Raw genomic sequence first — 25897 nt, 5'->3', positions numbered from 1 at the left:
TTCTTTTTGTACATGCCGGAATGTGGCGGCGTGGACGCTACCAGGCGAAGTCGGCAACGATGCGCCATGTCTTGTCGGCGTCGTAGTTGTGGCTGTGGCCCGTGGTGAGGTAGCCCATGTTCAGCTGGTATTCGATGGAGAGGTGGTGCGTGATTTCTAGGCCGAAGCCGAGCCATACGGCGTATTCGAAATGCGGATGCCTGTTCATGGAATAGTCCCAGTCGCCGAGGACCATCTTCGACATGTTGACTGTTCCGGAGAACGGGTCGACCGCATTTTCATCTTCGTCTTCGAGCCCTTCGACCTTGAATACCTCGACCACGTTCCAGCGCATGGTGAACGTTTCGCTCACGAACGGCTTGAGGATGGGGACGACGGGAGCGCCGAGCCTGAACGAGACGGGCATTTCGAGTCCCGCGTTGTGGTAGGTAATCTTGAAGTCGGGCGCTTCGGTATAGTAGCCCGAGTCGGGTTCGAGGACGTTGTAGTGGTAGAAGGTCCCGAGGCCTATGCTGAAGGCGCCGCCGTCATAGAAGTAGAAGCGCAGCAGGTAGGCGATTCCGATTTCAAGTCCGTTTCCGTGCAGGTTGTTGACGCGGCCGAGGTCGATGTTGTAGTAGTCGTTCTCGCCGAATTTGCCGTAGGTGATTTCCATGGCCTTGTAGAAGATGCGCCTTTCTTTTTCCTTTTTCGCCTTTTCGGCTTCGGCTGCGGAATCGACGGGCGCGGCTTCCGGCTGGATGCAGGCTTCGGCAGGCGTGGGTGCTGCGGTGTCTGCACTTGTCGCGGCAGGTTCGGGTTCTGCGGTTACCTGCGGTTCGGGCTCCGGAGCGGGCGCGGGTGCGGGTTTAACCGTATCGAGCGCGGTGTCGTGCATTTCGAGCAGGGCGAGCTCCTTGTTCGTGAAGGTGACCGTGTAGCTGCACTTGGCGGCCGCCTTGCATTTCTCGCGCACCTGGTCGGCGATGCTGCGCGCCATCTCGGTGCGGAGGATTTCGGGGCGGTTCTTTTCGAGGCTGTCGAGGCGCGATGTCCTGATGGCGAGGACACTGTCGAGCGATACGATGTCGCGTTCGTTCTGTTCGTGCGCCTTGCACTGGCATTTCGATTCGGTGAGCTGGCAGAAGGCCTTGCGCTGTGTCGCCGCTGCCTTCGCGATGGAATCGGCGATGGCGGCGGAATCGACTGCGGGAACGGGGGTCGCCTTTGCCGTGGTGTCAGAAGCGGCAGCGGAGTCGGGGGCCGGTTCGGGCACGGGTGCGGGCTGTGCGCTTGCCGGGGTCATTGCGGGTATTGCGGCGTTCGGGTCGGCGCAGGTCTTGCAGTTGTCGTTGCACTCCATGGACATGGGCGCAATCGGAAGCACGCTCTGCCTGCGGGTGAGGGAATCGACGGTGAACCTTGCGGCCTTGATTTCGAGCGGCAGCTGCTGGGCCGCCCTCTGCGCGGCATCGCTCACCCCTGTCGTGAGTTCGAGCTTGCTGAGCGGTGTGCGTCCCTTCTCCATCTTTTTGAAGATGCCGTTCTCGAACGTGATGCTGCGGGCGCAGGTGGGCTTGTCGCAACCCGCGAAGATTTCCTTGGCGAGCTTGCGCTGGTTGATTTCGATGGCGGTGTTCGCTGACTTGATGCTGTCGAGGAGCATCTTGCATTGGCATGCGGCCTCGATCTTGTTGCAGGTGCTGTCGCCTGGCGTACATGCCTGGCAGAGGTTTACGCATGCCGGGTCCTCGGCCATGGCGGGCGCGGCAAGCATGGCGAACGTCGCGACGGTCATTATTACTTTGTACAAACTACGCATGACGGCCTCCTCAGAAGATGATGGCGAGGACGACAAATGCAATCGTCGCGATGGAAGAAAGGACTATGGGGAATACGGGAATCTTGCTGCCAGAATCCTGGGCGGGCGCGGGCTCGCACGGTGCGGGTTCGCTTGCCTGTTTGCTTGTGGCGGTCTCCTTGGATTCCGTCTTTTGTTGCGGTGCAGCCTTTTCGGCGGGCTTTGCCTGTACCGGTGCAGGTTCGGGTGCCGCGGGTGCGGGCGCCTCGTCGACGAGGGCGGACTTGTCGTTTTCGGGAGCGGCATTTGCGCTTGCGGTCTGCGCATTCGCAGTTGTGGCCATGAAGGCGAGCGCCAGGACGGAAATCCCGTATGCGGTTGTTGTGGAAATGACTTTGCGATTCATATGGTAAAATCTATATCCTTTTTTGCAAATCGGCAGAATTTTTTTGCGCGATGTCCATGGTTTTACGTTCCGGCGGTGCATTTTTGGATAAAAAGGTTTCGCTTTCGATGTGCCTCTGCGATACGAACCCGAGGCTGCTACCGGTCTTGTGACATAACCCGAACACAAGCCTGACAAAACATTGCAAATAGCTTGAATTTAGAACAAAGTAATAGTCAGCTATTCCAAGCTGTACTACGAATAAAGTGGTTTCTGCATGGTGGACTTTGTAACTTGATTTACAGGGACGGAGGTTCCGTTCCTCAAACAAGGGAGGTCCATCATGAAACGCGTAATGTTGATGATGATTGTTGCCCTCGCTTTGTCGGTCTCGTTTTCGTTTGCAACTGCGACGGGGACGGTGAAGTCCAAAAGGGGAGATCTCGATGTCATGTCCCACAGGGGCGGTGGCAGCGTGGTCTGCACGGCTGGCTTCAACGACGAGTTGGTCATTGTACAGGATGCAGAGACGGAGGTGCTCGTCAAGGGCCGTTGCGGTCAGGGATGGGTGGAAAAGTCGAAGGTCGAGTACGTGGCGAAGGGGCCGGGAAACAATTCCATCGTGCTAACGGAATTCGATATCCGTGGCTGGATCGATAACCCGTCGGCCGTGTTTGTCCTCAAGGACGACAACATGGATTTCGACGGAGTGAAGATCGACCGGGATTTCAAGGAATATCTGACACGGACGGTGGATCGCGAAGAGACCGAAAGGCGTCATGGCGAAAACTAAAATAACGGCCCGCTCATGCGGGCCGTTTCTGTTTTCAAAGGGAAAGATTATTTGGATGGGGAGCGCCTAGCCGTCGACCTTCGCCACGAACTCGCGGCACACCGCCTCGGGGTCGCTCTTCCCGAAAATCGCGGAGCCCACCACGAACACGTTCGCACCCGCTTCCTTGCAGGCGAGAATGTTGTCGAGCTTCACGCCGCCGTCAATCTGGATATCGAGTTCCGGCTTCATGGCGCGCAGTTCGCGGATCTTGTCGAGGCAGTACGGGATAAGGCTCTGGCCGCCAAAGCCGGGGTTCACCGACATGATGAGCACCATGTCCACGATGTCGAGCACGTACTTTATGCTTTCGAGAGGGGTCGCCGGGTTGATGGCCACCGCGGGCTTTACGCCGAGCTCCCTTATCTGGTGCAGCAGGCGGTCGAGGTGGTTCGTGGTTTCGGCGTGCACGCTGATGATGGCGGCACCCGCCTTCGCAAATTCGCCCACGTAGTTCTCGGGATTCTCGATCATCAGGTGGCAATCGAGCGGGAGCTTGGTGCCCTTGCCCACGCAGGCCGAAATTCCCGGGCCGAAACTGATGTTCGGCACGAAGTGTCCGTCCATGATGTCGAGGTGCACGAGGCCTGCGCCGCCGTTTTCGATGGCCTTGAGGCCGTTACCGAGTTCGAGGAAGTTTGCGTTCAGGACGCTGGGGGCGATAATTTGCTTCAACATGCCTGAAAAGGTAGAAAAAAGCCTGGTTGGGCGTGCGCCGCTATCGGGAAAATCGATAATAAACCATAATATTTTATACCTAGCCACGAAACTTATTTTTTACTAACTTTGAGCCCGTACTCAACATTAGGAGATAAAATCATGGCTAAGACTACTGCAAACAAGGTCGCAAAGGCCCCTGCAAAGAAGGCCGCCGCCAAGCCGGCTGCCGAAAAGAAGGCTTGCGCTAAGGCTTGTGCAAAGCCCGCCGCCAAGAAGGCTGCCCCGAAGGCTGCTGCCAAGCCGGCCGCCGAAAAGAAGGCCGCTCCGAAGGCCGCCGCCGCGAAGAAGGTCGCCGTCGAATTCGTCGCCGACTGCCCGCTCGCAACAACCGTTTCCGTCGCCGGTTCCTTCAACAACTGGGCTGTCGACAAGGACATGCTCAAGAAGGACAAGAAGACTGGCCTCTGGACCGCGAAGATTTCCCTCGCCGCTGGCGACTACGAATACAAGTTCGTGTGCGACGGCAAGAACTGGGACGCTGGCGACAACAAGATCAAGCACGTCTAATCGCGCGTTTTTGTTCGTTTATCGGAAGGCTCCGGGTTACCGGGGCCTTTTTTTTTGCAAATAACATATATTCATGGTATATGAAAAAGCTTATCGCCATATTGTTCCTGGCGCTTTGTTCGCCCCTCCTTGCTGCGCCGGGCGAACCTGCTGCACCCCCCACTGCGGATAACGTAACCATTGCGGATAGCGTGGTTATTGACAGCGCCGTATACTACGACTCGCTGGCGGCACGTCTGCAGCTTGAAGGTGACTCGCTGATGAGCGAGGCTACGTCGAGTATCGGTTTTGGCTTGCTGATGGGTGTTGTGGGCGGTGTTGGCACCATATGGTCTACTGGGCATAGCGGCTCGCTGGAGGGCGGCGGTGTCGCCGTGGTCATTGTCGGGATTCCGAGCGTTATCCTTTTGATAGGTGGCGTGCTGGGAATTGCTGAAGGTATCGGTCTCGGCGTCAAAAGCGACATGAGGATCAGGAAGGCGGAGGAGTATCGCAATACGGCGGGGCGGTATCGAACAAAGCCGCAGCATGTCAAGGTGGATTTTGTCCCGCTCGTCGATCCTTTCAATAAGTCGGTGGGTGCAAGACTGGCGATGAGCCTGTAGAACTTGTGAGGAATGTGCCGGGCCAATCGCTCGGGAATGTGCTGGGCAAATCGCTCGTCATTTTTCATTTTGTGTAAAGCTTGCAGCGGAGCCAGCCCGAGGGCTGCGGCTTTAGGCAATCATTCCCTCGACTAACATTCCACATTACGCACTACACATTTTCTAAATTTTCTCCGTATGGCAAATTATTCTATTCCTCAAGAAGTTTTCGTGAAGGCTGCCGAACAGTACGGCACCCCCCTCTGGCTCTATGACCGCGCCACCATCGAGAAGCGCGTCAAGGAAGTTCAGGTTTTCGACACCGTGCGCTTTGCCCAGAAGGCATGCCCGAACCTCTCCATCGTGGCGCTTGTGCGCAAGCTCGGCGGCGTAGTGGATGCCGTCTCTGCAGGCGAAATCGTCCGCGCGTTGAAGGCGGGCTTCAAGGGCGGAGTCCAGAAAGGCAAGGCCCCCGAGATTGTTTACACCGCAGACATCTTCGACCGCGACGCGCTTGAACTCGTGAAGAAGTACGACATCGCGGTGAACGTGGGTTCGCCCGACATGATCCAGCAACTCGCCGATTTCGGCGTGAAGTCGGAACTTACGCTCCGCGTGAATCCGGGTTTCGGTCACGGGCATTCAAGCAAGGTGAATACCGGTGGCCCGCTCAGCAAGCACGGCGTGTGGCACGAGCAGATCAAGGACTGCGTCAAGCTCGCGCAGGCAAACGGGATGTGGATTACCGGGCTCCACATGCACATCGGTTCCGGCTCCGACTTCGAGCACCTCTCGCAGGTTTGCGACGCCATGGTGGACGCTAGCCGCCGCCTGGGCTCTCACCTCCGCACCATCAGTGCAGGGGGCGGCCTCCCGATTCCGTATCACGAAGAAGACAAGGGCAACCGCATCGACATGCAGGCCTACTACGACCTGTGGGACAAGGCCCGCAAGAACATCCAGCAGAGCATCGGCCACGAGGTTCACCTGGAAGTCGAACCCGGTCGCTACCTGGTGGCCGAAAGCGGTTACCTGATGGCCGAAATCCGCGCCGTCAAAAAACAGGGCGACAATTTATTCTACCTGCTTGACGCGGGCTTTACCGATCTCGTCCGCCCGAGCTTCTACGGCAGTTATCACGGCATTTCCATCATCGCCCGCGACGGTCGCGAAATGAACGAGATGGTGGACGCAGTGGTGGCGGGCCCGCTCTGCGAATCCGGTGACGTGTTCACGCAGGAAGAAGGTGGCTTCGTGGTGACGCGCAAGCTCCCGAAGGCAAAGGTCGGCGACTTGCTGATTCTCCATGATGCTGGTGCCTACGGTGCCGCCATGAGCAGCAACTACAACAGCCGCCGCTACGCCGCCGAGACCATGTACACGAACGGCGAACTGAAGGTCATCCGCGAAAGGCAGACGTTCGAACAATTGCTCCAGAACGACAGGGTAATCGACCTGTAGTTTTGTAAATTTTTGAAAAAATTATTTATAAAGAAAAGTGGAAATTTCCACTTTTCTTTTGTTTTAGGCTTTTTTGTATCATAAAAAAGTAAATTTTTGTGATGTTGTCGTAAATTAGTTGTTTTTTGGCGATTCTGTATCTATTGTCACATCGCTTTTCGTAGCAAGCGTATATATTCCTAGTAAATGAATTCCGTAATCACATACCAGGACTATCACGCCTTTATGCGCGACTGGTTCAGCGACAAGAAAACGCACACGGCGATAACGTGGCGCGAGTTCTCGAAACTTGCGGGCTTCCGCTCGCCGGTTTACCTGAAGCTGGTATGTGAAGGGAAGTCGGGACTCCGCGGGCCCGGAATATTGCGTGTTGCGCGGGCCATGGGGCTGGAAGGCTTCGAGCTTGCGTATTTCAGGTCGCTCGTGGCGTTCAATCAGGCAAGGCGCGAAGCCATAAGGCAGAAGCATTTCGACGAGATGCAGGCACTATCGAAGGCGCACCGCGTCAATGTGCTCGGGCAGAAGTCCATGGGGTATTTCGAGTCGTGGCTGAACCCCGTGCTCAGGGAGCTGGTGCCCCACATGCCCGGCAAAAAACCGAAGCAGGTGGCGGTACAGTGCATGCCGAAAATCACCGCGAAGCAGGTGTCTGCGACTATAGAGTACCTGACGGCTATGGGGCTCCTGAAAAAGGCCGGCAAGAATAAGTTTAAACAAACTAACAAGACGATTTCTACGGGCAAGATGGATTTTGTGCCCCTCGCGGTACAGCAGATGCACCTGCAGATGGGTGCCTTCGCGCTTGACGCCATCAAGAACGTGCCGCTTTCCGAGCGCTCCGTTTCGGGCCTTACGCTAGGGCTCACGCAGAAGTCGTTCCAGAAGATAGTGAAAGAACTTGCGGATTTTAGAAGGCGTATTATCGCCATCGCTACCGAAGACGACGACATGGAACGCGTCTATCGACTGAACTTGCAACTTTTCCCGCTCACATGGAGCGTGAAGCCGAAGAAGGATTAAACTTTATGAAGAAGTTTTTGGAAATAGCCAGTTACACTGCCCTTGCGTTTACCGCGTTCGGATTGTGCGCATGCTCCTCCGACGATAAAGACAAGCATACGGGCGGTGCTACCGAAGAGACGCAGATTGCCATCGAGGACAAGACCATTGCGGGCGTGTCCGAGAAGGGGCCTTTCGTGAAGGGTTCTGCGGTAAGGCTCTACGAACTGAACGTGGATAACTTGGGGCAGACCGGTCGTGCCTTTACGGGAAAGATTGCGAGCGATCGCGGTGACTTCCGCTTCACGCATCTCAATCTGGAATCGCAGTATGTGTTGCTGGAGGCAAACGGTTTCTACCGCAACGAGGTGAGCGGCAAGAATTCAGTGGCATCCATCTCGCTCAATGCGCTGGTGGACGTATCCGACAGGGAGACGGCGAACATCAACCTGCTCACGCACCTTGCTTACGAACGCATGCAGCACTTGGTAGATGACGGTTCCTCCGTGGCCGAGGCGAAAAAGCAGGCGGAACAGGAAATCCTCAAGGCGTTCCGTGTCGCGGATGAATCCATCGAGGGGTTCGAGGGCCTGTCCATATTCGAGTCCGGCAAGGGAAACGCGGCCTTGCTCGCCATCAGCATCCTCATGCAGGGAGACCTCTCCGAGGCCGGGTTCTCGGAGAGACTTGCGGATTTCGCATACGACATCGAGGATGACGGCGTGTGGGACGATAGCGTGACTGCGACGAAGGTTGCGGACTGGGCAAGCGCACGAAGCGAAGGGGATTACTATGCCTCTATCCGCAAGAACATGGAGGACTGGGAACTCTCCGATACGATTCCGGAATTCGAGAAGTCGGTTGACAAGTTCTGGTGGGAAAACTACGGACTCGGCGACTGCGACAAGAAGACGGAAGGCGAATTGAGGGATAACAAGAACAGCCTGAGCGAACTTGCGCATGCGACATTCAGGTGCAAGGATGGCCGCTGGCTCAAGAAAATCTATGATGACTGGAAAGCCTATACGGACTCGGTGGACAGAGGTGTCTCCACTATTTCGTATAGGAACGCTGGCGATACCATCAAGGCGTCGTTTGATATCGGGAAAAAGATAGGTTACGACTATGCGGGTTTGGGCTATTGGCTGAACGAGCGCGGCGAACCGGAGGACTATTCTGATTGCGAAGTCATAAAATACTCCTACAAGGGGAACGGTCACAAGTTTGTTGCGGGATCGCCCTTGGGTGGCGAAGATGGCGACTACTACATATATATTACGGACAGTGATGAGTGGAAAACTGTCTATATTCCCTGGGATTACTTGCAATATGAATGTTGGGGCCGTGTTTGCGGCGAAGAAACTATCGAAGGGGTCAACGGGCAGGTGACGAACTTTACCTGGCATTTCGAGAAAACGGGTTCGATTGAGATTACGGGTATCGGCTGCATAGATAGAAAGGGATACCTTGAAGCTGAAAAGCTCGAGGAGCCTTGTGAATCAGGCGAGATGAAAATAGCTGCCGCTAGCGAGAGGATGGTTCTTTGCACGGATAAGGTGTGGAAGCCTGCCAGGTGTGGTGACGAAGGGACAGAAGGCAAGGTTCTGGAAGATCAGATCTGCCTTGGTTCCAATTGGTATGAGAAGGACTGCGACAAGTATCTGGAAAGCAATGAAATCCTACCTAGTGGATATTGCTGCACCGAAGGCGAATGGACCAATGCAACTCGTGCCGAAGATGAAAAGAGTTACATCTGCCCGGAGAAGTAATCGGGTTTAATGCAAGGAGCAAAACATGAAAAACAGAACCCTTAAGTTAGTTTTCGCGTTCTCTCTGGCCGCTTTTCTGTGTGGCTGTGATTCGGAAGTGGAAAAGGTAAAAAATGGCACCTTGAATGGCTACGAACAGACAACTATCGGTAGGGCTATTGAAAGTGTCCTCGGTAACGTGGAATGGAAGTATTTTGAGACGGAGAAGGGCGTGAGAGTTGTCGAAGCGAGCGGCTGGCCAGGTAAACAGCTTATTCCGCTAGCCGAACGAAAAAAACAATGCGATAATCCGCAGAAGGTTGTAGTTCAATTTGTTTTACACACAAATACGGACTCTTTTGAAGTTTCCTATTGTGGAATTGGCGAGAACCCTTATGATTGCGGAGAATTTTTGAATTATATCTATGCCAATAATTCATCCTATGATCCGATAAAAATACCATGCTCGATTCGTAAGAGCTTTACTGATTCTAGGGATCAGAAAGAATACAAAACGGTGATTATCGGTGATCAAGAATGGATGGCGGAAAATCTGAATTACGAAATGGAAGAAAGCTATTGTGATGAAAACAATCCAAGTGAATGTCAGAAAAATGGACGCCTGTATACATGGGATGCTGCTATGTATGCGTGCCCTGAAGGGTGGCGCCTGCCCTCGAAAAGTGATTTTGAAACCTTGATCAATGTGGTGGGTGGCGATTCCATAGCAGGGACTGTACTTAAGGCCGCTTCAGGTTGGGGTTTCGGATGGAAGAACGAACCAAAGTCATATGATATTTTCTCGTTCAATGCTTTGCCTGCTGGGGAAGCGTCGTTAGGTAGATTTGAAGGCGGGATGACCAGAACGACATTCTGGAGCTCGACGGAATATGATAGCGCTCAGGTATATTGTGTAGCGATGACGTATGATCGCGAGGATGCGGCTTTAAATTGGTTCTATAAAGAATTTTCTGCGTATAGCGTTCGTTGCATTAAAGATACGGATGGCTCCGGAGAGGCCGTCAAGGCAGAAAGAAAGCGCATGGCAGCGGAAAAGACTCGCGTTGCCGAGGAAAAGGCCATGGCGGAAGCGAAAAATTCTACGGAGACTTTCATTGACCCGAGGGATCAGAATAAGTATCGGGTTGTGAAAATTGGGAACCAGAGGTGGATGGCGGAGAATATGAGGTATGCCGGTCCCAGTAAGGATAGCGTTTGGGGCGTTGCGTATGCGCAGGATTCAGAAACTAATTTGTATGGAAGGCTCTATGAATGGAGTGATGCGATGGAGGTATGTCCTACGGGTTGGCATTTGCCGGATCTGGATGAGTTTAGAGCACTGGCGAAAACGGTTGGCGGGGACTCCATAGCGGGGAAAAGATTGAAGAGTGTTGATCACTGGGAACAGAATAAAAACGGGACGGATGACTATTCCTTCAGAGTGCTTCCTGCTGGGTCATATGCACAAGAAAAGTATGATGATATTGGATCTCGTGCTACGTTCTGGGTTCGTGGTGAAGATTTCTATATGATGGATGAGGATGGCTTAAATGAACCTGGCTCTAATACGTTTGAGATAGAATCATCTAGTGATGCTGTATTATATAATTCCGCTCTGACATATACATATAACAGCGTCCGCTGCGTCATGGACTAGGATTGCTCCCATATACAGGGAAGGCTCCGTTTTTTGCGCAAAAAAACATTTTTCCGCAAAAAAGTGCGTATTGCCATGCTTATTTGCCGTTTTTGGGCGAATTTCGCAATATGCTCTGCAAAAATATGTGATTTACATCACGTCTTAATCTTCGCCGTTTTTGGCACGCATGCCAACTTCCGTGCCAGTTTTGACCGCCCCCATTTAACTATATTTGGCGCACTATGGCACTTTGCTTAGAAACAGAACAACTGGAAACCGTCCAGCGCATCCTCTCCCTCCACTTCGAGGGGCTGGAAGTCTGGGCGTACGGCCCCCGCCTCACGGGGGTTGACTTGACTCCCGAAACGGAACTCGACCTCGCGGTCATCGCCGAGAGGCCCCTTTCCTTCGAGGCCATGACTGCCGTGGAGAAGGCGTTCGCCGAAAGCGGGCTCCCCTTCCGGGTCGATGTCATCGACTGGGTCAAGCTTCCGGAATCCATGCAGAAACAGATCAAGAAAGAGCACGACGTGGTTCAGGCTGCCGCCGAGGACTAGCGCGGTAAGGTTACGATGAATCGTCTAATTCCATTTTTCCTGGTGGCATCCCTCTGTGCGTCGGCTTTCGCGCAGGGCGAAGTCGCGAAGGCCAAGGCGCTTGTCGGCGAGGGCAAGTGCGCCGAAGCCGTTCCTCTCCTCCAGAAAGTTTCGAAGTCCAGCTTCCGCAAGCACGAGGGCGCCCAGGCGTCCGTCATCCTCACGGAATGCTACCTGCGCGAACACAAGCGCCCCGAAGCCCTCAATCTCGCGTCGAGGTTCCTCGAATACCACGTGTCCTCGGAATACCGCGAGCGCATGGAACTCGCCCGTGCTATTGTGCTTATCGAGCAGGGCTCCGTCTACGACGGTGTCGAGGCCATGCTCCGTATCCTCGCCTATTCCAAGAATCCGGCCGCCCGTAGCCACACCAAGGATGTCGCTATCCAGACGCTTGCGGCAAGCCTCCTGAACGCCGACCAGCTGCAGGCGCTCCTCGAAAAGTATCCGGTGGACAAGGACGTGGTGGGCTGGATGCAGCTCCAGATTGGCCGCGAGTGCCAGAACGCGAAGCGCTACCGTGCCGCCCGCTACTGGTACAAGAAGGTCGTGAACGGCGGTGTTGCCGAGAACCTCAGCTCTACGGCTCAGCAGGGTCTCGAGTCGCTGGACGGTCTCGGTGCCGGCCAGCCCACGGTGCTCGTGCTCGCCCCGCTTTCGGGTGACTTTGCGGAATTCGGTGCCGCCGCCGTGCAGGGCGTCTACCTTGCCCACGAGCAGGCCGGCCTCCAGGGGAAGGTCCGCATCCGGATCGCCGATACCCATGCCGATGCGGGCATCGCGCTCATGCGCACGCAGCAGGCCGTGAACCAGGACAGCATTGTCGCCGTCATCGGCCCCATCATGAGCGCCCCGGCGGCGACTGTTGCCGCATGGCTCGGCAGCAACTTCCAGAATATCCCGATGCTTACCCCGACGGCTACCGACGACGGCATCGCGAAGATGGGTCCGAACATCTTCCAGGTGAACGTCACCATGGACAACCTCGCCCAGAAGATTGCCGACTTCGCGACCAAGTGCCTCGACATCCGCGAGTTTGCCGTCCTGAGCCCGCTGGGCGATTACGGGTCGGCCATGTCCCAGAGCTTTACCCGCGCGGTCGAACGCCGTGGCGGAAGCGTCGTCGCCTTCGGCAGCTACGAGGAAGGGCGCCCTGATTACGCGACCGAGTTCAAGCTTCTGCGCGATGTCCGCTACAAGCAGGAAAACCGCCGCAGGAATATCGCGAGAGGAGCCTCCGACCTCGATGCCGTGAATGCGAACGAGCGTCGCAGGTACCTGGCCGATTCGACGATGAGTATTCCCGGCGTGTTCATCCCGTCGACAAACCCTGGCGATGCGGGCCTCATGGTGGGCCAGGTGGCCTACAACAAGATCAAGGGGACCATGCTCGGGACGTCCGGCTGGTATGGCCGGGAGCTCCTGATCCAGGGCAAGCATCTCGTGGACAGCACCTACTTCAGCGTGCCGGGGCTTGACCTTTCGAGCAACAAGGAAGCCTACGACAAGTTTGCCAAGGCGTTCGAGGAAAAGTGGGGCACCGCCCCTGCCGAGGACAAGGTGAGCGGACTCAGCTACGATGCCGCGCAGATCGTCTTCTCCGGCATTTTGAATAACGTCGAGAGCCTCACCAAGTATATCAATAATGCAGGATCCTTCGAAAGCGTCTATGGCGATATCAAGTTCGTGCGCGGCATGAACACCAACACCAAGGTGGTGACGGTCCGCAAGAGCAAGTTCTACGTGATGAACGGCTGCAACCTTCCCGCAGAGGCGCTCCCTTCCGACAAGAAGGAAGAGAAGAAGGACGACAAGAAGAAATAAATTAGCTGCTGACCGCATGCGCTTGCGTATGCGCGAGGCAGACTCGATTGCCGAAGTTTTTTTTTAATTACCCTGCGTCGGCGTATTCGTCGTCGAAATCGAAGTTTGTTCCTGCGATGCTCGCCGCCACGAATTCGGCGGATTCCCCGCTGCGGTAATACGAGTAGAGGCTCGCGTCGTCGATGACGGAGTCGAGGGTGAAGCGGCTGACGGTGCTGAGCTCTTCCCTGATGCGGTCCTTGAAGGTCTGGAAGCCGGTGTGGAAGAGGCGGAAGGAGATGGCGGATGTTTTATGGATGAGTCTCATAATTGCCTCCATTCGATTTCGCAATTATTAATTCACGTTTCGTACCGGTCTCGTCCCCTTGTCCGACAGTTGGTGGCACGAATGTTGAAAGCTTGTGAAATTCCTGTTCTTATTATAGATTTTGATTGTGCCCCCGGACCACTCCTGCCGTTTTAATACGATTATCGTAAGATTCGCCCCGTGGCAGAAACTGCCTGTGAAGCCCCATGGCGTAACGGGCTGCTGTCGGGGGTAATCTGTTGTATGTCAATAAATTACACTTTCCGTGGAATCTGCGCATGGCGCGCATTGGGCTCCGGCTCCCGCATATTCCACATTGGAATGCGATTTTTGTATCTTTGGCGTGTTATGTCCTTGCGTCCGCTGCTTGTAGCCGCTTTCCTTGCGGTATCCGCCCTTGCCGATGGCCTCACGCTTTCGCTCCCCGCTCCGCTCATGGAACTTGCGGAGAAGGCGACCGAGCGTTCCATGGCCCTGGATTACGGTGGCGCCCTCTCGCTTGCGGGACAGGTGCGCGCGAAGGATGCGGGAGTCGGCTGTGTTCTCGAGAACGTGGTGCTTGTGAGCCGCTACGACGACCTGGGCGATACGCTTTCGCTACAGCGTGCGGGCGCGAACCTCGAGAAATGTTCGTCGTCGGGCCTGTGGGAGGCGCTTCGCAAGTTCGAGATTGGCTACGTGCAGAACGAGACGGGACATTCCGTGAAGGGCGCCATGACGACGCGTTCGGCCGCAAAGCTTTTCGAGGAATCCGCGGAGCTCGAAGCTCGCGCGTTCTACGCCATCTACGCCTACTACGTGGACAAGAGTTTCAGCTGGGTCCCCTTCAAGTCTGACCGCCGCGGCGAATACCTCGCCGTTCTCGATTCCGCGTCGTCATCCTCGAAGCGGTTCTGGCCGTTGTTCCTCACCTCGCTCGTGTGGATGTATTACGACAAGGGCGATTTCAACGCGGGGCTCAAGCTTTCGCTACGCGGGCTTTCCAAGGCGCCGAACCATCCGGTGCTCCTGCAGGTCAAGGCCGACATGCTCTACAAGCTCCGCCGCTACAAGGAAGCCGCCGCCATCTACGAGAAGAGCGCCGCGGATTACAGGTCGCGGACAGGCAAGTCCATCCGCTACTGGTGCGCCGTGATGAACCTCGTACGCATCTATGCCGACCAGGGCGACAGGCAGAAGATGGATGCGTGGCGCAAGGAACTTTCGGATCCGGATTTCGCAAAGTGGCGCGGCTGGATGCCCGCCTCGCTGGTCGACGATCTCGAGTCGCGCGACCTGCTCTAATGTAAAAAATGGCGCGTAAATAACTTTTTACGGCTTGTTTCGGGGGGTATCTCCGTTTTTAGGAATAGAAACCCTAAAAATGGAGAAAATACATGACGCGCAAGAGGCCGTTCCGTCCTTTTTTCTTTGTCGATGGATATACCCTCAAGAAGGTGAACGAGTTCTACAGGTTCTACCATCCTTTCCATTCGCGTATCGATTTCCGTTCGCTCAAGAACTGGGCGCGCCGCGAGGCCGTGCGCCTGTTTTCGCCGCAGGAGAGCTACGCGCTGATGGAATGCCACTATTACCATCCTTACAAGGATCCGGGACGGTGCGCCAAGAGTTACGGGATGCTGTCGTTTATGCGTGAACTCCGGCACGTGGGGTTCCAGGTGCATTTCAACGAGCGTGTGATGGACGGCCTCGGGCCGAACATGGGGCTTTTCAACGATGCCCTTCTCTTTGCGGACTACGGCAGGATGGATGCCGCCGTGCTGCTCAGTACGCAGGGGGAGTTCGCACAGCTGCCCGACCGCCTGCAGATGAGGGGCATCCCCACGCTGCTCCTGGGCTGGAATTTTTCGTATCCGAAGGATGACCGCATCGTCCGCTGGAAGACGGATTCCGGGCTCATGGAAACGAGCACCTACTACGTGACGATGGACCGGGTGGCGGAACGGAACGCTCCCTATTATGCGGCTCCGGGATGCCTGTTCGGTAGCCGTGTGATTGTGCCATAAAAAAGCCCCGCAATCCGCGGGGCTTTAGTTTGTTTGTAAAATCGTGCTCGGGGGATTAGAGCTTGTCTGCCTGCTTGCGTTCCCAGTCGCTCATGAACGTCCAGGTGAGGCGGAGACCGACAAACCAGGTGTCGCCGCAGTTGTCAGTGTCGTAGGCGTAGTTCGTGAGTCTCTTGCCTTCGACTTCGAGCTCGTTATAGTCGATGTAGCGGTAGCCGCCGTAGATGCCGATGCCGAAGGGGCCGAATTCCAGGCGGAACTCGAGTTCGGCGGCAAGGGAGAGCGCCATGGTGCTGTAGTAGCGGTCGCGCATCTTTACCACGTTGGAACTGGACTGGTCCTTGATGTCGAAGATGGAGGCCATGTGGAAGTTGATGAGGTTGAAGCCGAAGCCGACCGAGGGAATCAGGTTGATGAAGGTGTTCTCGCCGAAGAGCTTCCAGCCGAACATCCAGTCGGCGCCGTAGGTGAACCACTTGACGTCGAAGAGGGGCATTTTCGCGCTATTGCCGCTTTCGGAAGAGACGGTGTAGGTGTCGGAGGACTTCTCGGAAATCTGGGTCGGCATGAAGTTGATGTTGAACCAGGTGAGGAACTGCTTGTACTGGGCGCCGATGTTCACGTGCAGCCCGATGTACCAGTCGTCGAATTGCGGATACGAGAACGTGCCGGAGAAGTGTTCCGTCGTGGTGGCCGAGTCGTTGGCCTTGAGCTCGTGGCCGTCGTTCCAGAAGGCTGTCGAGTTCACGTATTTCTGGAATGCGTCCAGCATGCCGCGGTAGTCACCGCCGATGGAGATGAATCCACGGATGTGGTCCTTTTCGTAGAAACCGGTTTCGGCATCTGCGAATGCGCTTGTTGAAAATGTAAGGGCGCACAGGAGGGCGACCAAGTAAACTATCTTTGTCTTCATACAAGACTCCTAAAAAGGAAATTCCGAGTTATAAAATACATTATCTTTGGCGAATGTGCAGGGAAAATTTTCATAAGATGTTAAAAATCAACGATTTACGTGCATTTTTTTGCTCGTTCCTGGGGTGCCGGTTGGGCTTCCCCCGTTTTTTTTGCCTCGGACTTCTGGTTTTGAGCGCCGCGCTCGCGGGTTGTGGGACCGGCGAACGTGATGGCGATCGGGGTGCTGCCGAAGGCGATGCCCAGGCGGCACCGGTTCCGCAGCCGAGGCCCCTGCCGCAGGCCTGCGCGGAGGCTCCGGAGTATTTCAACTCGATGAGCCGCCTGTTGCGGATGGGAAGGCTCTGCGGCGTCGACGTGACGGAAATCCGTGCCATTGTCGGCCGCGACACCGTCGTGAAGCGTTTCGTGATGCTCGATTCCGCCGAGGCCGCGGGCGACGGTTCCGACTTGCACAGGCGCCGCTTCCCCGTGGGGTGGACGGACGCGACCGTCTTGCGGCTGCCTATCCGGAAGGTGGTGGCCCTCTCCTCGACGCATATCGGTTACCTTGTCCGCCTTGGCGCTGCCGACCGCATTGTGGCCGTGGGCGAAGGCGATTATGTTGCGGACAGCGCCCTGCATGCCCGCGTGGCTTCCGGTGCGGTGGCCGAGGTCGGGAACGGCCCCTCGATTTCGCTCGAGAAGGTGGTGGCGCTTGAGCCCGACCTGGTGATGACTTTTGCTACGGGCGGCAGCAACGACGACTACGAGAGGCTCGGTGCCCTCGGGCTCCCGCTGATGCTCACTTCCGAATGGCAGGAGTCCGATCCGGTGGCCAAGGCGGAATGGATTAACTTGTTCGTCAAGCTCTTTGACCTGGACGACCGCAGCAAATCGGGACTTTCGCTCTTTGGCGATATCCGCGTGGGCTACCTCATGGAGACTTTCGAGATAATGCAGTTCCTGGGACGGATGGGGGATGTCAAGGTATCGCCCGATACGCTTCCCGCATCGAGGAAGAAGGCCGCGAAGGCTCCGGGAGCGAAGCGCTGCGTGCGCGTGCTTGCGGGCATGGCTTACGGCGGCGTGTGGCATGCCCCGGGCGCGGACAGCTACACGGCGCGGCTCATCAGGGACGCGGGCGGCTGCTACCTGTGGGATTCCGAGGCGGGCAGCGAATTGCGCCTCCCGCTCGAGAAGGTGCTTGCCGTCGCGGACAGCGCCGACGTGTGGGTGAACCCCGGGATGTTCTCCTCGCCCAAGGAGATGCTCGCCGCCGAACCCCGGATCAAGAAGATCCGAGCGTTCAGGAACAGGAAGGTGTTCCAGAACGACGCCCGCAGGGGGCCGGGCGGCGGCAACGACTTCTTCGAAAGCGCCCCGACGCGCCCGGTGGAGCTCCTGTGGAACATGGCGAGGTGCTTTTACCCCGACATTCCGGCCCCAAAGAACATAAATTCGGTGGACACCACTTACAAGTGGTATAGAAATATTTATAATTTTTGATTATGATGAAGACTCCTACAGGTATTGGCGGTTGGATTGCTTCCAGCTACGAGGCGCGGGTTCCGTTCTTGCAGCAGGTGCCGCGTGAATGTGCCGACTTTTTACTTTTGAATGCCCAGATTCGCGAATATGACGCTGGCGAAATCATTATCCAGGGCGGCGTGGAAGGACAGTCCTTCTGCGTGATGCAGAGTGGGCGCGCCGAGGTGTGCGGACAGATTCTGCCCGATGGGCACTACAGCGTGCTCGCCTACATCGAGAGCGGCGCATGCTTCGCCGAGATGTCCATCCTCTGCAACGAGCTTACGAGCAATACGATTATCGCGGCCGAGGACGGCTGCACGGTACTCCACATCCCGAAGGCCGAATTCGTGAAGTTCCTCGACAAGAACCCGAACATCATGGTGTTTTTGTACAAGGTGGTGTGCGACAGCCTCCGCGCGAAGAACAAGGCGTTCGACGAGTTCCAGCGCCTCTCGCTCCTTGCATCGGGCAAGGTGCTCCCGTTTATCGATTTCGCGCAGACCATGGAAAAGAGCCGCATCACGGGTACGGTGATTTGTGAATCCGGACAGGGCAAGGGCTTTGTCGCGTTCCAGGACGGCCGCATCTGCTGTGCCAAGTGCGGCAAACTGGCAGGGCCGGATGCGCTTGAGGAAATCCTTGCGTGGGGCGACGACTCCATGTACAAGCTCGATACGCACCTGATGCCCGAGACGACGAACATCAACCAGATGGCCGATACCACGAGCCTCATTCTGGATGCGCTCAGAAATATTGATGAAAAACAAGGTGCCCGTAAATAGGGCAAAACAAAATGCCCGACTCTAGGGCAAAGGAAAAAAGATGAATTACGCAGACGCAGGAGTTTCTCTGGCCAGGGCCGACGAGGCGATGGTCGGTGTCAAGAAATCCGTACGTACTACATTCAACCAGGGCGTTCTGGGCGACGTCGGCAATTTCGGCGGCCTCTTCACGCTCAATCACCTCGGCATGAAGGACCCTGTCCTTGTGAGTTCCGTCGACGGCGTGGGCACGAAGCTCAAGGTCGATATCGAGATGGGTACGCACGAACTGCCGGGCCAGGACATCGTGAACCACTGCTGCGACGATATCCTCGTGCAGGGTGCACGTCCGCTGTTCTTCTTGGACTACGTGGCTACGGGCCGCCTGGAACCGGGTGTCATGGACAAGCTTGTTGCCGGTATGGCCAAGGCCTGCCGCGAGAACGACCTCGTACTCATCGGCGGCGAGACTGCCGAAATGCCGGGCTTCTACGGTCCGGGCGACTACGACATTTCCGGCACCATCGTGGGTGTCGTGGAACGCGAGAACATCATTGACGGCAAGAAAATCAAGCCGGGTACTATCATCCTCGGCCTGCCTTCCACCGGTCTCCACACCAACGGTTACTCGCTCGCCCGCAAGGTGCTCTTCGACGTGGCAGGCTACAAGGTCGACACCATGGTCGACGGCATGGACAAGTCCATCGGCGAAGCGCTCGCGATGCCGCACAGGAGTTACTACCCGAGTCTCATCGACCTCTGCAACAAGAAGATTATCCAGGGCCTCGCCCATATCACGGGTTCGGGCTACCAGGGCAACATCCCGCGCATCCTCCCGGACAACGTCGACGTGATTATCGACCGCACCACGTGGGACCCGCCGATGATCTTCAAACTCATCCAGCAGGCCGGCTCTGTGGAGAAGGACGAGATGTACAATACCTTCAACATGGGTATGGGCATGCTCATCTTCATCGACCCGGCAGACAAGGCCGAAGTCGTTGCACACCTCGAAGCCAAGGGCGAGAAGTGGACGCAGATCGGTGAAGTCGTTGCCGGCACCAAGCAGGTGAAGTTCCGCGACTAATCGCGCTTCTGCATCGTCGCTCTCACGATTCTAAATCGTCACCCTCGATATTTTATATCGTCACCCTCGCGAAGGCGAGGGTCTTTTTTTGTGGCGAAAAGTCGCGCAAATGTGTGAGTTGTGACACGTTCGGGCACAGTTTGGGAACATTAATATGTTCCAAATAACTTTTTTTCGTGCATGAGCGGTGCCATAAATATATTTTTAAAGTCAAAAGTGAAAAGGAGACCTATGAAAAAGAAGGTTTTGAACGTTGTGGTGGCGATGGGTGTCGCCGCTGTTTTTTCGGCATGTGGTGACGACCCTGCAGGCCCGGCTCCCGGCCCGACATCTTCGACTTCGAACGACCCGTGTGCAAATGTCACGGTTCTTTCCGATGCATGGCTTTTCAATGCGGACAAGGCTTACTTGATTTATCCGGACGGCAGGGTGACCGATGCTGCCGGGAATGTCGTCGCGCAGTTTGTCGATGGCAATGTCGTTGGCGTTGACGGTGGGCAGATTGCTACGGGTGTCGATGTCGGTGCGCTCCAGGTTTGCCAGGTGCAGCCGGTCGGTTCCAGTGCGGACGCTGTCAACCCGAACTCGAGCGCCGGAGTCATTGGCCCGAACTCGAGCGACGCCATGCTCCCCGGTTCCAGTGCGGGGATTGTTGACCCGAATTCGAGCGCTGCCGTGAATCCCGGTTCCAGTGCGTCCGTGAACCCGAACTCGAGCGCCGAGGCCGAGAGTTCCAGCAGCGAGGAACCGTACAAGCCGATTGGCAATCCCGAAGAGGATATTAAGAACTATCCTGTGCCCACGCTCAAGAACATTCTCGGTAACGGTACCAGCGGCTGGAATACCCGCTACTGGGATGCCTGCAAGCCCCACTGCTCCCAGACCAATATGGGTGGTAAAGAAGGCACGCCAAAAAATGATACCCAGGAAGAATACGCAGCTAGCCACTACACGGCCCGCGTCTGCAACATTAACGACATTGAAATCCCCACGTTCACTTACAGCAAGGGCCTGGAACGTTACTGGATCGATATCCAGAATACTCCGAATGCGTGCCAGGAAGCGGATCCCGCATCTGGTGGCGGTTTCACCTGTACCGATATGGCTCCTGTAGCCGTGAACGACACCCTGGCATACGCCTTCGTTGCTGGCAGCGATGCTACAACCTCGTGCGGCAAGTGCTTCCACCTGCAGTATGACGGAAGCTTCAAGGATGCGGATGGCAACAATGCACCCAAGGCGACCCACAAGGCGCTCAAGGGCAAGCATATCATTGTCATGGCGTCCAACATCGGCCACGACGTGAAGCCTGGCCAGTTCGACCTCATGGTTCCGGGCGGTGGTCCGGGTATCTTCAATGCCTTGCAGCTTCAGATTACCAAGCCCGGCATTGAATGGGGCGCTACTTACGGCGGCTTCCTGACATATTGCCAGAACAACAACAAGTGCGGTTATGATGGAACGCTGGATTGCTACCAGACCTGCGTCAAGGAAATGTGCGACGCTGCCTTTGGCGACTCCAAGTATCCGAACCTGCTCCGCGGCTGCCACTGGTTTGCCGACTGGTTTATGTCTGCCGACAACCCGACCTACCAGTGGGAAGAGGTGGAATGCCCGCAGTACCTGGTCGACAAGTACGAAACGACCATCAGCACTTCCATCGAGACCAATATTCTGTACCAGTCCGACTGGTCCAAATACAAGGGCGGAGACCTTATCACGACGGACGCCTGCAGCAAGACCCCGAATGCACAGGGCGAATACTGCGACCCCGACCAGCTGGCTGCAGACAAGGCCAAGACCTACTAGTCTTTCGCTCCGTAAAGAGGTGCTATGAAACGTAAGCTGTTCAAGTCGATGCTTGTGGCCGGTGCGGTCGCCATGGTTTGCGCTTGCGGAGACGATCCGTCGTCTCCGGATAATCAGCAGCCCGGCTTCTCGAGCGCGGTAATCGACCCGACGTCCAGTGCGGTTGTCGGCCCGAATTCCAGTGGCTCCGTGAATTTCGGCTCGAGCGGTACGGTTATTCCGGGTTCCAGTGCCGGAGTGGCTCCTGAAGGTTCCAGCAGTTCCGCAAATACGGAACCGGAACTTGACGCGAACGGTTTCCCGACTCTAGAATCTTACGGCCCTCCTCCGGCCGAATACACTAAGGACATCAGCGCTACGGCAAAACGCGGCTGGAATACCCGCTACTGGGACGCCTGCAAGCCGCACTGTTCCTGGCTTAAGGAAAGTTCGAGCGACAAGACTCGTGCCGATACTTCTTCTGACGAGGCGTACCTTGCCGAATTTGCCACTGCGCGCAACTGCAACATTCACGATGTCGAAGTCCCTACCTTTACCGTGGGTAACGTGTCAAAGGCTTGGCGCAGTTACGAAGGTACAAGAAGCGCCTGCGGCGACGAAAAGGAAAAGGGCGTGTTCACCTGCACCGACATGGCGCCGATTGCCGTGAACGATACTCTTTCCTATGCATACGTTGCGGGCACTGCCGATAGCAAGTGTGGCAAGTGTTATCACTTGCAGTACGATGGCCACTTCGCGAACGAGATGGAAAACAACCCGCCCAGGGAAACCCATAAGGCGCTTAAGGGCAAGCACATGATCGTGATGGCCTCTAACATCGGTATGGATGTGGCGGGCGGCAATCCGAATTTGCCTGCAGGCCAGTTCGACTTGATGGTGCCGGGTGGCGGCGTGGGTGCCTTTGACGCGCTCTCTACCCAGGTGAACAAGGGGACCGGTTTTAACTGGGGCGCAGGCTTTGGCGGGTTCCTGACCGAATGCCAGAACAAATTCGGTTACGACGCGACCCTCGCTGTATACCAGACGTGCGTGAAGGACATGTGCGACGCTGCTTTCGCTGACGCCGGCCTCCCGAACCTGTTGCGCGGTTGCCACTGGTTTGCTGACTGGTACATGGCTGCGGACAATCCGACCTACTACATCGAGGAAGTTGAATGCCCGCAGTACTTGATCGACCATTACATGACCCGATACAACACTTCTTTGGAAAACAACTACAGGAAGGTTGAGGACTGGTCCACTTTCAAGAAAGGCGACGTGCTTGACACACTCCATTGCTGGAAGGCGGGCGAGGCTCCCCCGGAAGAGGGCTGGGTAAATCCGAGCGCCGGTTGCGAAATTCCGTAAACCTGAAAAATTCTGGATAAAGTCCCGTGCGTGCGCGGGGCTTTTCTGTATTCTATCCTTGTTTTTTGCTGGATTATCACTAATTGTAAATTAAGTTATTGGCAAATGGATTCTTTGACTTTATATTACGGAACATGAGAGTGTTGAAAGCTGTTGTTTGTGTATTGCTTGCCTTGAGCCTCGTGGGTTGCGCCATGAGCAGGAACCCGAACCCCATGATTCGTTATGGGGTGAATACTGGTGCTGCTTTGGCGGGTCCGGGCCTTGTCGCCTTGTGCGTGGGCGGGGCCGTGGCGGAAGAAACTGGTTCGGATTCAGAATGGGGTGAGCTTGCCTTTTGGGGAATTGCTGCCGCTGCCGGCGGTTTTGTTGTGGGCGCCGTATTGGGCGGGACGGTAGGCTTTTTCAAGTGGATGTTTAACGGGTTTAAAGACGACAATGTTGATTCGGCTTACGACTTGCCAGAAGAAATCATGCCGCCTGCTGAGTGACGTGCTCGACACGCTCCATTGCTGGAAGGCGGGCGCGGGGCTTTTTTGGGACGGATTTTCTATCTTTGTCTCCGGATTTTTTATGACCTTTGAGGAGTAGGACTATGGCATCGGAAAATGCGATTATCGAGCGTGCTGAAATGTATCTGCGGAAACTTTCTTGCGGAGTGAATCCGCTGACGGACGAGATATTGCCCGAAGGAGATTCCTGCCGCCAGGAGCGCATCTGTAAGTGCCTTGCCTACGTCGCCTCCCTGTTGCAGCAGCGCCTGAACCACGACGAGGTGGCCCCGGTGCAGGAGCTTCCGCGCAAGCAGCAGGTACCGCGTGCGCAAAAGCAGATGCCTTCGCTGAAGGAACTCGCCATCGATTCCGAGATGCTTTCGCATTACCGTTTTTTCGACTACCCTGTTTCTATCTCGCGCGTGGTGCGTAACGTGAACGAACTGCTGCCGAAGGGCATGAATACGCTTGCCTATGCCGACGTGGCGAACTTCCTGGTGCACGAGGGAATCCTTTCGCGCCAGGAGACGGAAAACGGCAAGGAAGCGAACCTGCCGACGGCCCTCGGCGAAAGCTACGGCTTCGAGAAGGGTGAATCCGAACTCCGCGGACACCACAACATCTACACGCAGTGCTGGCAGCGCGCGCAGCAGTTTATCCTCGACAATATCCAGAAGTGTGTCGCTATCGCGAACGAACGCATCGCCCGTACGGGGGATGCTCCCGTGAAGGAACGCCCCGCCCGCAGGGAAAAGCAGAAGTTCCATCTGGATGGTGAACAGCTCGCGAAATATCCCGCCGACGAGACCGCCGTTCCCGTGAGCGAGATTGCGCGGCGCCTCAATGCGCTCCTGGAACCGGAAGGGGACATCGCGAAGATATACTACAAGACGATCCGTGACTGGTATGTGTCGGAAGGCTACCTTGAATTCAAGAACAACGGCGATGGGAAACCCGCGTTCCTCCCGACCGAGAAGGGCTCCGTGGCGGGGCTCCTCGTGGAATCGAGGACGGCATACAATGGTGAAATCTACGACGTGGTCATGTACGACCAGCCGGCCCAGAGGCTCTTCCTGGATTACCTGAGTCGCGCGGGCGGCTCTATGGAATTAGCCGTAGAGGAAGCCGAGGGTGACGGCCACGGCGGTTAACAGCACAATCTGCCTTACGATGTGAAGCTCGTGGGAATTCATGGGCATAAAATACAAAGTTGACCTCCAAAAGGCCAACTCCGTAAGCAATGAATAATTTTCGGGGTGCGGAAGTGTGATTTTCCGCATGTTTTTTGCGTTTTTTAGGAATTCGGAACTTGTCGGGGCCCGAGCTTCACTTTCTGAGCGTGTTTTCCCTGCCCTTCGTGCTTGTTTTCGAAGGCGTCGTAGTACTGGGCGCTGAACCCGTGCTGGTTGGAACCGTTCTTGTGCCAACCTGCCGGGCACAGGAGCGCCGCTAACGCGGATATGGCCCGGAAAAATTTCATGGAGACTTAGTTGGTGCCGCTATTGAGTCCCTTGACGGGCACGAGGGTCTGCTTGCCGTCGGCGCCGATGACCACGGCGATGCCGGCGAGGTAGTTGATCCAATGGCGGTCTTCGAAATAGCGGAGCCCGATTTTCCTGTTGGAGATGGAGATCACGAGCGGGACGAGGAACTGGTCATGCGAGCACACGACGCTGATGCGGCTCTTTTTCGAGATGACGCCCACCAGGAAGTCGTCGACAAACTGCTTGGTACGTTCGTCCAGGTCGTAGAAGGCGTCGGCGTATTCGCCGTTGTATGCCCAGCCCGTGGTTACCATGTAGTTCATGTCGGTGCCCTGGGACTTGTATTCGTCGTATTTCGCGTTGTCCTTGATGTACCAGCTGCCGTTGAGGATGGGGTAGGCGTCGTGGACAAATTCGGTTTCTCCGCGGCCGACGGCGATGTTCTCGAGGGTTTCGCGCGTGCGGACGTATTCGGAGTGGGCGTAGTAGGCGCCTTCGGCGGATGCAATCTTTTCGCCTACGCTACGGGCCTGGTAAATGCCCACGTCGGTCAGGTGGGAGGTGCGTCCGGAACTTGCTTGCCTGTCGGCATGGCGCAACACGAACACGACCTTGTCGTCGGCTTTCAGGGAGGCGAAAACCTTGTTGATGCTGACGAAGGTGGAACCGAAATCGGCGGCGGTCGGGTCGTAGGCGCTCTCGTCGGTATCGTAGAAGATGGGACCCGCGTAGGTGGTGTCGCAGTAGACGGCGTCGCCATTGCCGGTTTCGAGGGGCTTCACGGTGCAGGTCGTCTTGTAAGAAGGTTCATCGACGTCCGTCCCTACGGCATAGGGATCGACGGGGGTTGCTGCGGAGGATTCGGGCTGCAGTGCAACCGATGAACTGCTCTCCGTCGGGTTCTGCGTCGCGGAGTCGGAAGAGCCGGTCTGGCTATCCTGGCTGGTGGAGGATGTTTCCACGGCGGTGGAACTCTGGGGCTGGTTGCTGTCGGAACTTGTGGTCGGGGCGCTCGGCGAATCGTCGCCGCAGGCCGACAGGGAAAGCGCGAGACATGCGGTTGCTGCAAGGTAGGACAGTTTCATATGGAACCTCTCGGGTAG

25 protein-coding genes are annotated in these 25897 nt (G+C 56.2%); 18 read left to right on the top strand and 7 right to left on the bottom strand.

The genetic code is table 11. The annotated features are described in order from the left end of the window. Nucleotides 1-37: 37 nt before the first annotated feature. The gene (locus tag B4A77_RS10260) at nt 38-1801 is read right to left on the bottom strand and encodes a hypothetical protein (RefSeq protein WP_290740466.1); all 1764 of its coding nucleotides are present in this window, start codon (nt 1799-1801) and stop codon (nt 38-40) included. A gap of 10 nt (nt 1802-1811) precedes the next feature. After that, nucleotides 1812-2186, bottom strand: coding sequence for a hypothetical protein (locus B4A77_RS10255; protein WP_290740462.1), 375 nt, complete (start codon nt 2184-2186; stop codon nt 1812-1814). Nucleotides 2187-2508: 322 nt separating this feature from the next. Here B4A77_RS10255 and B4A77_RS10250 point away from each other — a divergent pair, with 322 nt between their 5' ends. Then, nucleotides 2509-2958: a hypothetical protein gene (locus B4A77_RS10250; RefSeq protein WP_290722938.1), complete on the top strand. Its 450-nt coding sequence runs from the start codon at nt 2509-2511 to the stop codon at nt 2956-2958. Nucleotides 2959-3024: 66 nt separating this feature from the next. Here B4A77_RS10250 and rpe read toward each other — a convergent pair whose 3' ends face one another. After that, entirely contained in the window at nt 3025-3675 is a 651-nt protein-coding gene (gene rpe / locus B4A77_RS10245) for a ribulose-phosphate 3-epimerase (RefSeq protein WP_290740459.1), read from the bottom strand. A 141-nt stretch (nt 3676-3816) separates the two neighbouring features. Here rpe and B4A77_RS10240 point away from each other — a divergent pair, with 141 nt between their 5' ends. From B4A77_RS10240 to B4A77_RS10205, 8 genes are all read left to right on the top strand, one after another. Further along, entirely contained in the window at nt 3817-4224 is a 408-nt protein-coding gene (locus tag B4A77_RS10240) for a glycogen-binding domain-containing protein (protein WP_073115016.1), read from the top strand. 80 nt (nt 4225-4304) lie between these two features. Next, the gene (locus B4A77_RS10235) at nt 4305-4829 is read left to right on the top strand and encodes a hypothetical protein (RefSeq protein WP_290740457.1); all 525 of its coding nucleotides are present in this window, start codon (nt 4305-4307) and stop codon (nt 4827-4829) included. 177 nt (nt 4830-5006) lie between these two features. Then, complete coding sequence (gene lysA / locus B4A77_RS10230; RefSeq protein WP_290740454.1) at nt 5007-6269, top strand: diaminopimelate decarboxylase; 1263 nt, start codon at nt 5007-5009, stop codon at nt 6267-6269. A 186-nt stretch (nt 6270-6455) separates the two neighbouring features. Continuing rightward, nucleotides 6456-7289 carry a TIGR02147 family protein gene (locus B4A77_RS10225; RefSeq protein WP_290727834.1) on the top strand — a complete coding sequence of 278 codons (834 nt, stop codon included), beginning with the start codon at nt 6456-6458 and terminating at the stop codon, nt 7287-7289. Between the two features lie 5 nt (nt 7290-7294). Beyond that, the gene (locus B4A77_RS10220) at nt 7295-9037 is read left to right on the top strand and encodes a carbohydrate binding domain-containing protein (RefSeq protein ID WP_290740451.1); all 1743 of its coding nucleotides are present in this window, start codon (nt 7295-7297) and stop codon (nt 9035-9037) included. Between the two features lie 25 nt (nt 9038-9062). After that, complete coding sequence (locus tag B4A77_RS10215) at nt 9063-10673, top strand: FISUMP domain-containing protein (protein WP_290722922.1); 1611 nt, start codon at nt 9063-9065, stop codon at nt 10671-10673. Nucleotides 10674-10897: 224 nt separating this feature from the next. Then, nucleotides 10898-11212: a nucleotidyltransferase domain-containing protein gene (locus B4A77_RS10210; protein WP_173366768.1), complete on the top strand. Its 315-nt coding sequence runs from the start codon at nt 10898-10900 to the stop codon at nt 11210-11212. A 42-nt stretch (nt 11213-11254) separates the two neighbouring features. Next, nucleotides 11255-13075 (top strand): penicillin-binding protein activator, encoded by a 1821-nt coding sequence (locus B4A77_RS10205; RefSeq protein WP_290740447.1) that lies wholly within the window; start codon nt 11255-11257, stop codon nt 13073-13075. 67 nt (nt 13076-13142) lie between these two features. On the opposite strand, the gene B4A77_RS10200 is transcribed toward B4A77_RS10205, so the two are convergent. Continuing rightward, the gene (locus B4A77_RS10200) at nt 13143-13382 is read right to left on the bottom strand and encodes a hypothetical protein (protein ID WP_290722913.1); all 240 of its coding nucleotides are present in this window, start codon (nt 13380-13382) and stop codon (nt 13143-13145) included. Between the two features lie 348 nt (nt 13383-13730). Here B4A77_RS10200 and B4A77_RS10195 point away from each other — a divergent pair, with 348 nt between their 5' ends. Further along, a complete protein-coding gene (locus B4A77_RS10195; protein WP_290740444.1) occupies nt 13731-14666 on the top strand; it encodes a tetratricopeptide repeat protein in 936 nt (311 codons plus the stop codon). A 92-nt stretch (nt 14667-14758) separates the two neighbouring features. After that, the gene (locus B4A77_RS10190; protein WP_173366771.1) at nt 14759-15388 is read left to right on the top strand and encodes an NYN domain-containing protein; all 630 of its coding nucleotides are present in this window, start codon (nt 14759-14761) and stop codon (nt 15386-15388) included. Nucleotides 15389-15443: 55 nt separating this feature from the next. Here B4A77_RS10190 and B4A77_RS10185 read toward each other — a convergent pair whose 3' ends face one another. Beyond that, nucleotides 15444-16301: a hypothetical protein gene (locus B4A77_RS10185; RefSeq protein ID WP_290722907.1), complete on the bottom strand. Its 858-nt coding sequence runs from the start codon at nt 16299-16301 to the stop codon at nt 15444-15446. Nucleotides 16302-16471: 170 nt separating this feature from the next. Here B4A77_RS10185 and B4A77_RS10180 point away from each other — a divergent pair, with 170 nt between their 5' ends. The 7 genes from B4A77_RS10180 (at nt 16472) to B4A77_RS10150 (ending at nt 24461) form a co-directional block, all read left to right on the top strand. Next, nucleotides 16472-17788, top strand: coding sequence for an ABC transporter substrate-binding protein (locus tag B4A77_RS10180; RefSeq protein ID WP_290740442.1), 1317 nt, complete (start codon nt 16472-16474; stop codon nt 17786-17788). A 2-nt stretch (nt 17789-17790) separates the two neighbouring features. Then, the gene (locus B4A77_RS10175) at nt 17791-18594 is read left to right on the top strand and encodes a cyclic nucleotide-binding domain-containing protein (protein ID WP_290722903.1); all 804 of its coding nucleotides are present in this window, start codon (nt 17791-17793) and stop codon (nt 18592-18594) included. Between the two features lie 40 nt (nt 18595-18634). Then, on the top strand, nt 18635-19660 hold the full coding sequence (purM, locus tag B4A77_RS10170) for a phosphoribosylformylglycinamidine cyclo-ligase (protein ID WP_173381712.1): 1026 nt from the start codon (nt 18635-18637) through the stop codon (nt 19658-19660). A 231-nt stretch (nt 19661-19891) separates the two neighbouring features. Beyond that, nucleotides 19892-21469, top strand: coding sequence for a glycosyl hydrolase family 5 (locus B4A77_RS10165; protein ID WP_290740439.1), 1578 nt, complete (start codon nt 19892-19894; stop codon nt 21467-21469). Between the two features lie 24 nt (nt 21470-21493). Continuing rightward, nucleotides 21494-22816 (top strand): glycosyl hydrolase family 5, encoded by a 1323-nt coding sequence (locus B4A77_RS10160; RefSeq protein WP_290740436.1) that lies wholly within the window; start codon nt 21494-21496, stop codon nt 22814-22816. Nucleotides 22817-22950: 134 nt separating this feature from the next. Then, nucleotides 22951-23307 carry a hypothetical protein gene (locus tag B4A77_RS10155; RefSeq protein WP_173381710.1) on the top strand — a complete coding sequence of 119 codons (357 nt, stop codon included), beginning with the start codon at nt 22951-22953 and terminating at the stop codon, nt 23305-23307. Nucleotides 23308-23411: 104 nt separating this feature from the next. Next, nucleotides 23412-24461 carry a hypothetical protein gene (locus B4A77_RS10150; protein ID WP_290733991.1) on the top strand — a complete coding sequence of 350 codons (1050 nt, stop codon included), beginning with the start codon at nt 23412-23414 and terminating at the stop codon, nt 24459-24461. A 143-nt stretch (nt 24462-24604) separates the two neighbouring features. On the opposite strand, the gene B4A77_RS10145 is transcribed toward B4A77_RS10150, so the two are convergent. Both B4A77_RS10145 and B4A77_RS10140 read right to left on the bottom strand, forming a co-directional pair. Next, entirely contained in the window at nt 24605-24790 is a 186-nt protein-coding gene (locus B4A77_RS10145) for a hypothetical protein (protein WP_290722890.1), read from the bottom strand. A gap of 6 nt (nt 24791-24796) precedes the next feature. Then, entirely contained in the window at nt 24797-25879 is a 1083-nt protein-coding gene (locus B4A77_RS10140) for a histidine phosphatase family protein (RefSeq protein ID WP_290740434.1), read from the bottom strand. Nucleotides 25880-25897 lie beyond the last annotated feature (18 nt).

The organism is Fibrobacter sp. UBA3718 (genome assembly GCF_002371935.1).
GTDB lineage: Bacteria > Fibrobacterota > Fibrobacteria > Fibrobacterales > Fibrobacteraceae > Fibrobacter.
The sequence above is the reverse complement of the archived record's forward strand: the minus strand, read 5'-3'. Positions and strand labels throughout refer to the sequence as shown.

Coding starts and splice junctions, on each gene's coding strand:
- rpe (WP_290740459.1), bottom strand. CDS start 3,675: ATGTTGAAGCAAATTATCGCCCCCAGCGTCCTGAACGCAAACTTCCTC.
- B4A77_RS10255 (WP_290740462.1), bottom strand. CDS start 2,186: ATGAATCGCAAAGTCATTTCCACAACAACCGCATACGGGATTTCCGTC.
- B4A77_RS10140 (WP_290740434.1), bottom strand. CDS start 25,879: ATGAAACTGTCCTACCTTGCAGCAACCGCATGTCTCGCGCTTTCCCTG.
- B4A77_RS10260 (WP_290740466.1), bottom strand. CDS start 1,801: ATGCGTAGTTTGTACAAAGTAATAATGACCGTCGCGACGTTCGCCATG.
- B4A77_RS10150 (WP_290733991.1), top strand. CDS start 23,412: ATGGCATCGGAAAATGCGATTATCGAGCGTGCTGAAATGTATCTGCGG.
- B4A77_RS10145 (WP_290722890.1), bottom strand. CDS start 24,790: ATGAAATTTTTCCGGGCCATATCCGCGTTAGCGGCGCTCCTGTGCCCG.
- B4A77_RS10175 (WP_290722903.1), top strand. CDS start 17,791: ATGATGAAGACTCCTACAGGTATTGGCGGTTGGATTGCTTCCAGCTAC.
- B4A77_RS10185 (WP_290722907.1), bottom strand. CDS start 16,301: ATGAAGACAAAGATAGTTTACTTGGTCGCCCTCCTGTGCGCCCTTACA.
- B4A77_RS10215 (WP_290722922.1), top strand. CDS start 9,063: ATGAAAAACAGAACCCTTAAGTTAGTTTTCGCGTTCTCTCTGGCCGCT.
- B4A77_RS10160 (WP_290740436.1), top strand. CDS start 21,494: ATGAAACGTAAGCTGTTCAAGTCGATGCTTGTGGCCGGTGCGGTCGCC.
- B4A77_RS10200 (WP_290722913.1), bottom strand. CDS start 13,382: ATGAGACTCATCCATAAAACATCCGCCATCTCCTTCCGCCTCTTCCAC.
- B4A77_RS10195 (WP_290740444.1), top strand. CDS start 13,731: ATGTCCTTGCGTCCGCTGCTTGTAGCCGCTTTCCTTGCGGTATCCGCC.
- B4A77_RS10220 (WP_290740451.1), top strand. CDS start 7,295: ATGAAGAAGTTTTTGGAAATAGCCAGTTACACTGCCCTTGCGTTTACC.
- purM (WP_173381712.1), top strand. CDS start 18,635: ATGAATTACGCAGACGCAGGAGTTTCTCTGGCCAGGGCCGACGAGGCG.
- B4A77_RS10225 (WP_290727834.1), top strand. CDS start 6,456: ATGAATTCCGTAATCACATACCAGGACTATCACGCCTTTATGCGCGAC.
- B4A77_RS10235 (WP_290740457.1), top strand. CDS start 4,305: ATGAAAAAGCTTATCGCCATATTGTTCCTGGCGCTTTGTTCGCCCCTC.
- B4A77_RS10240 (WP_073115016.1), top strand. CDS start 3,817: ATGGCTAAGACTACTGCAAACAAGGTCGCAAAGGCCCCTGCAAAGAAG.
- lysA (WP_290740454.1), top strand. CDS start 5,007: ATGGCAAATTATTCTATTCCTCAAGAAGTTTTCGTGAAGGCTGCCGAA.
- B4A77_RS10165 (WP_290740439.1), top strand. CDS start 19,892: ATGAAAAAGAAGGTTTTGAACGTTGTGGTGGCGATGGGTGTCGCCGCT.
- B4A77_RS10155 (WP_173381710.1), top strand. CDS start 22,951: ATGAGAGTGTTGAAAGCTGTTGTTTGTGTATTGCTTGCCTTGAGCCTC.
- B4A77_RS10250 (WP_290722938.1), top strand. CDS start 2,509: ATGAAACGCGTAATGTTGATGATGATTGTTGCCCTCGCTTTGTCGGTC.
- B4A77_RS10190 (WP_173366771.1), top strand. CDS start 14,759: ATGACGCGCAAGAGGCCGTTCCGTCCTTTTTTCTTTGTCGATGGATAT.
- B4A77_RS10210 (WP_173366768.1), top strand. CDS start 10,898: ATGGCACTTTGCTTAGAAACAGAACAACTGGAAACCGTCCAGCGCATC.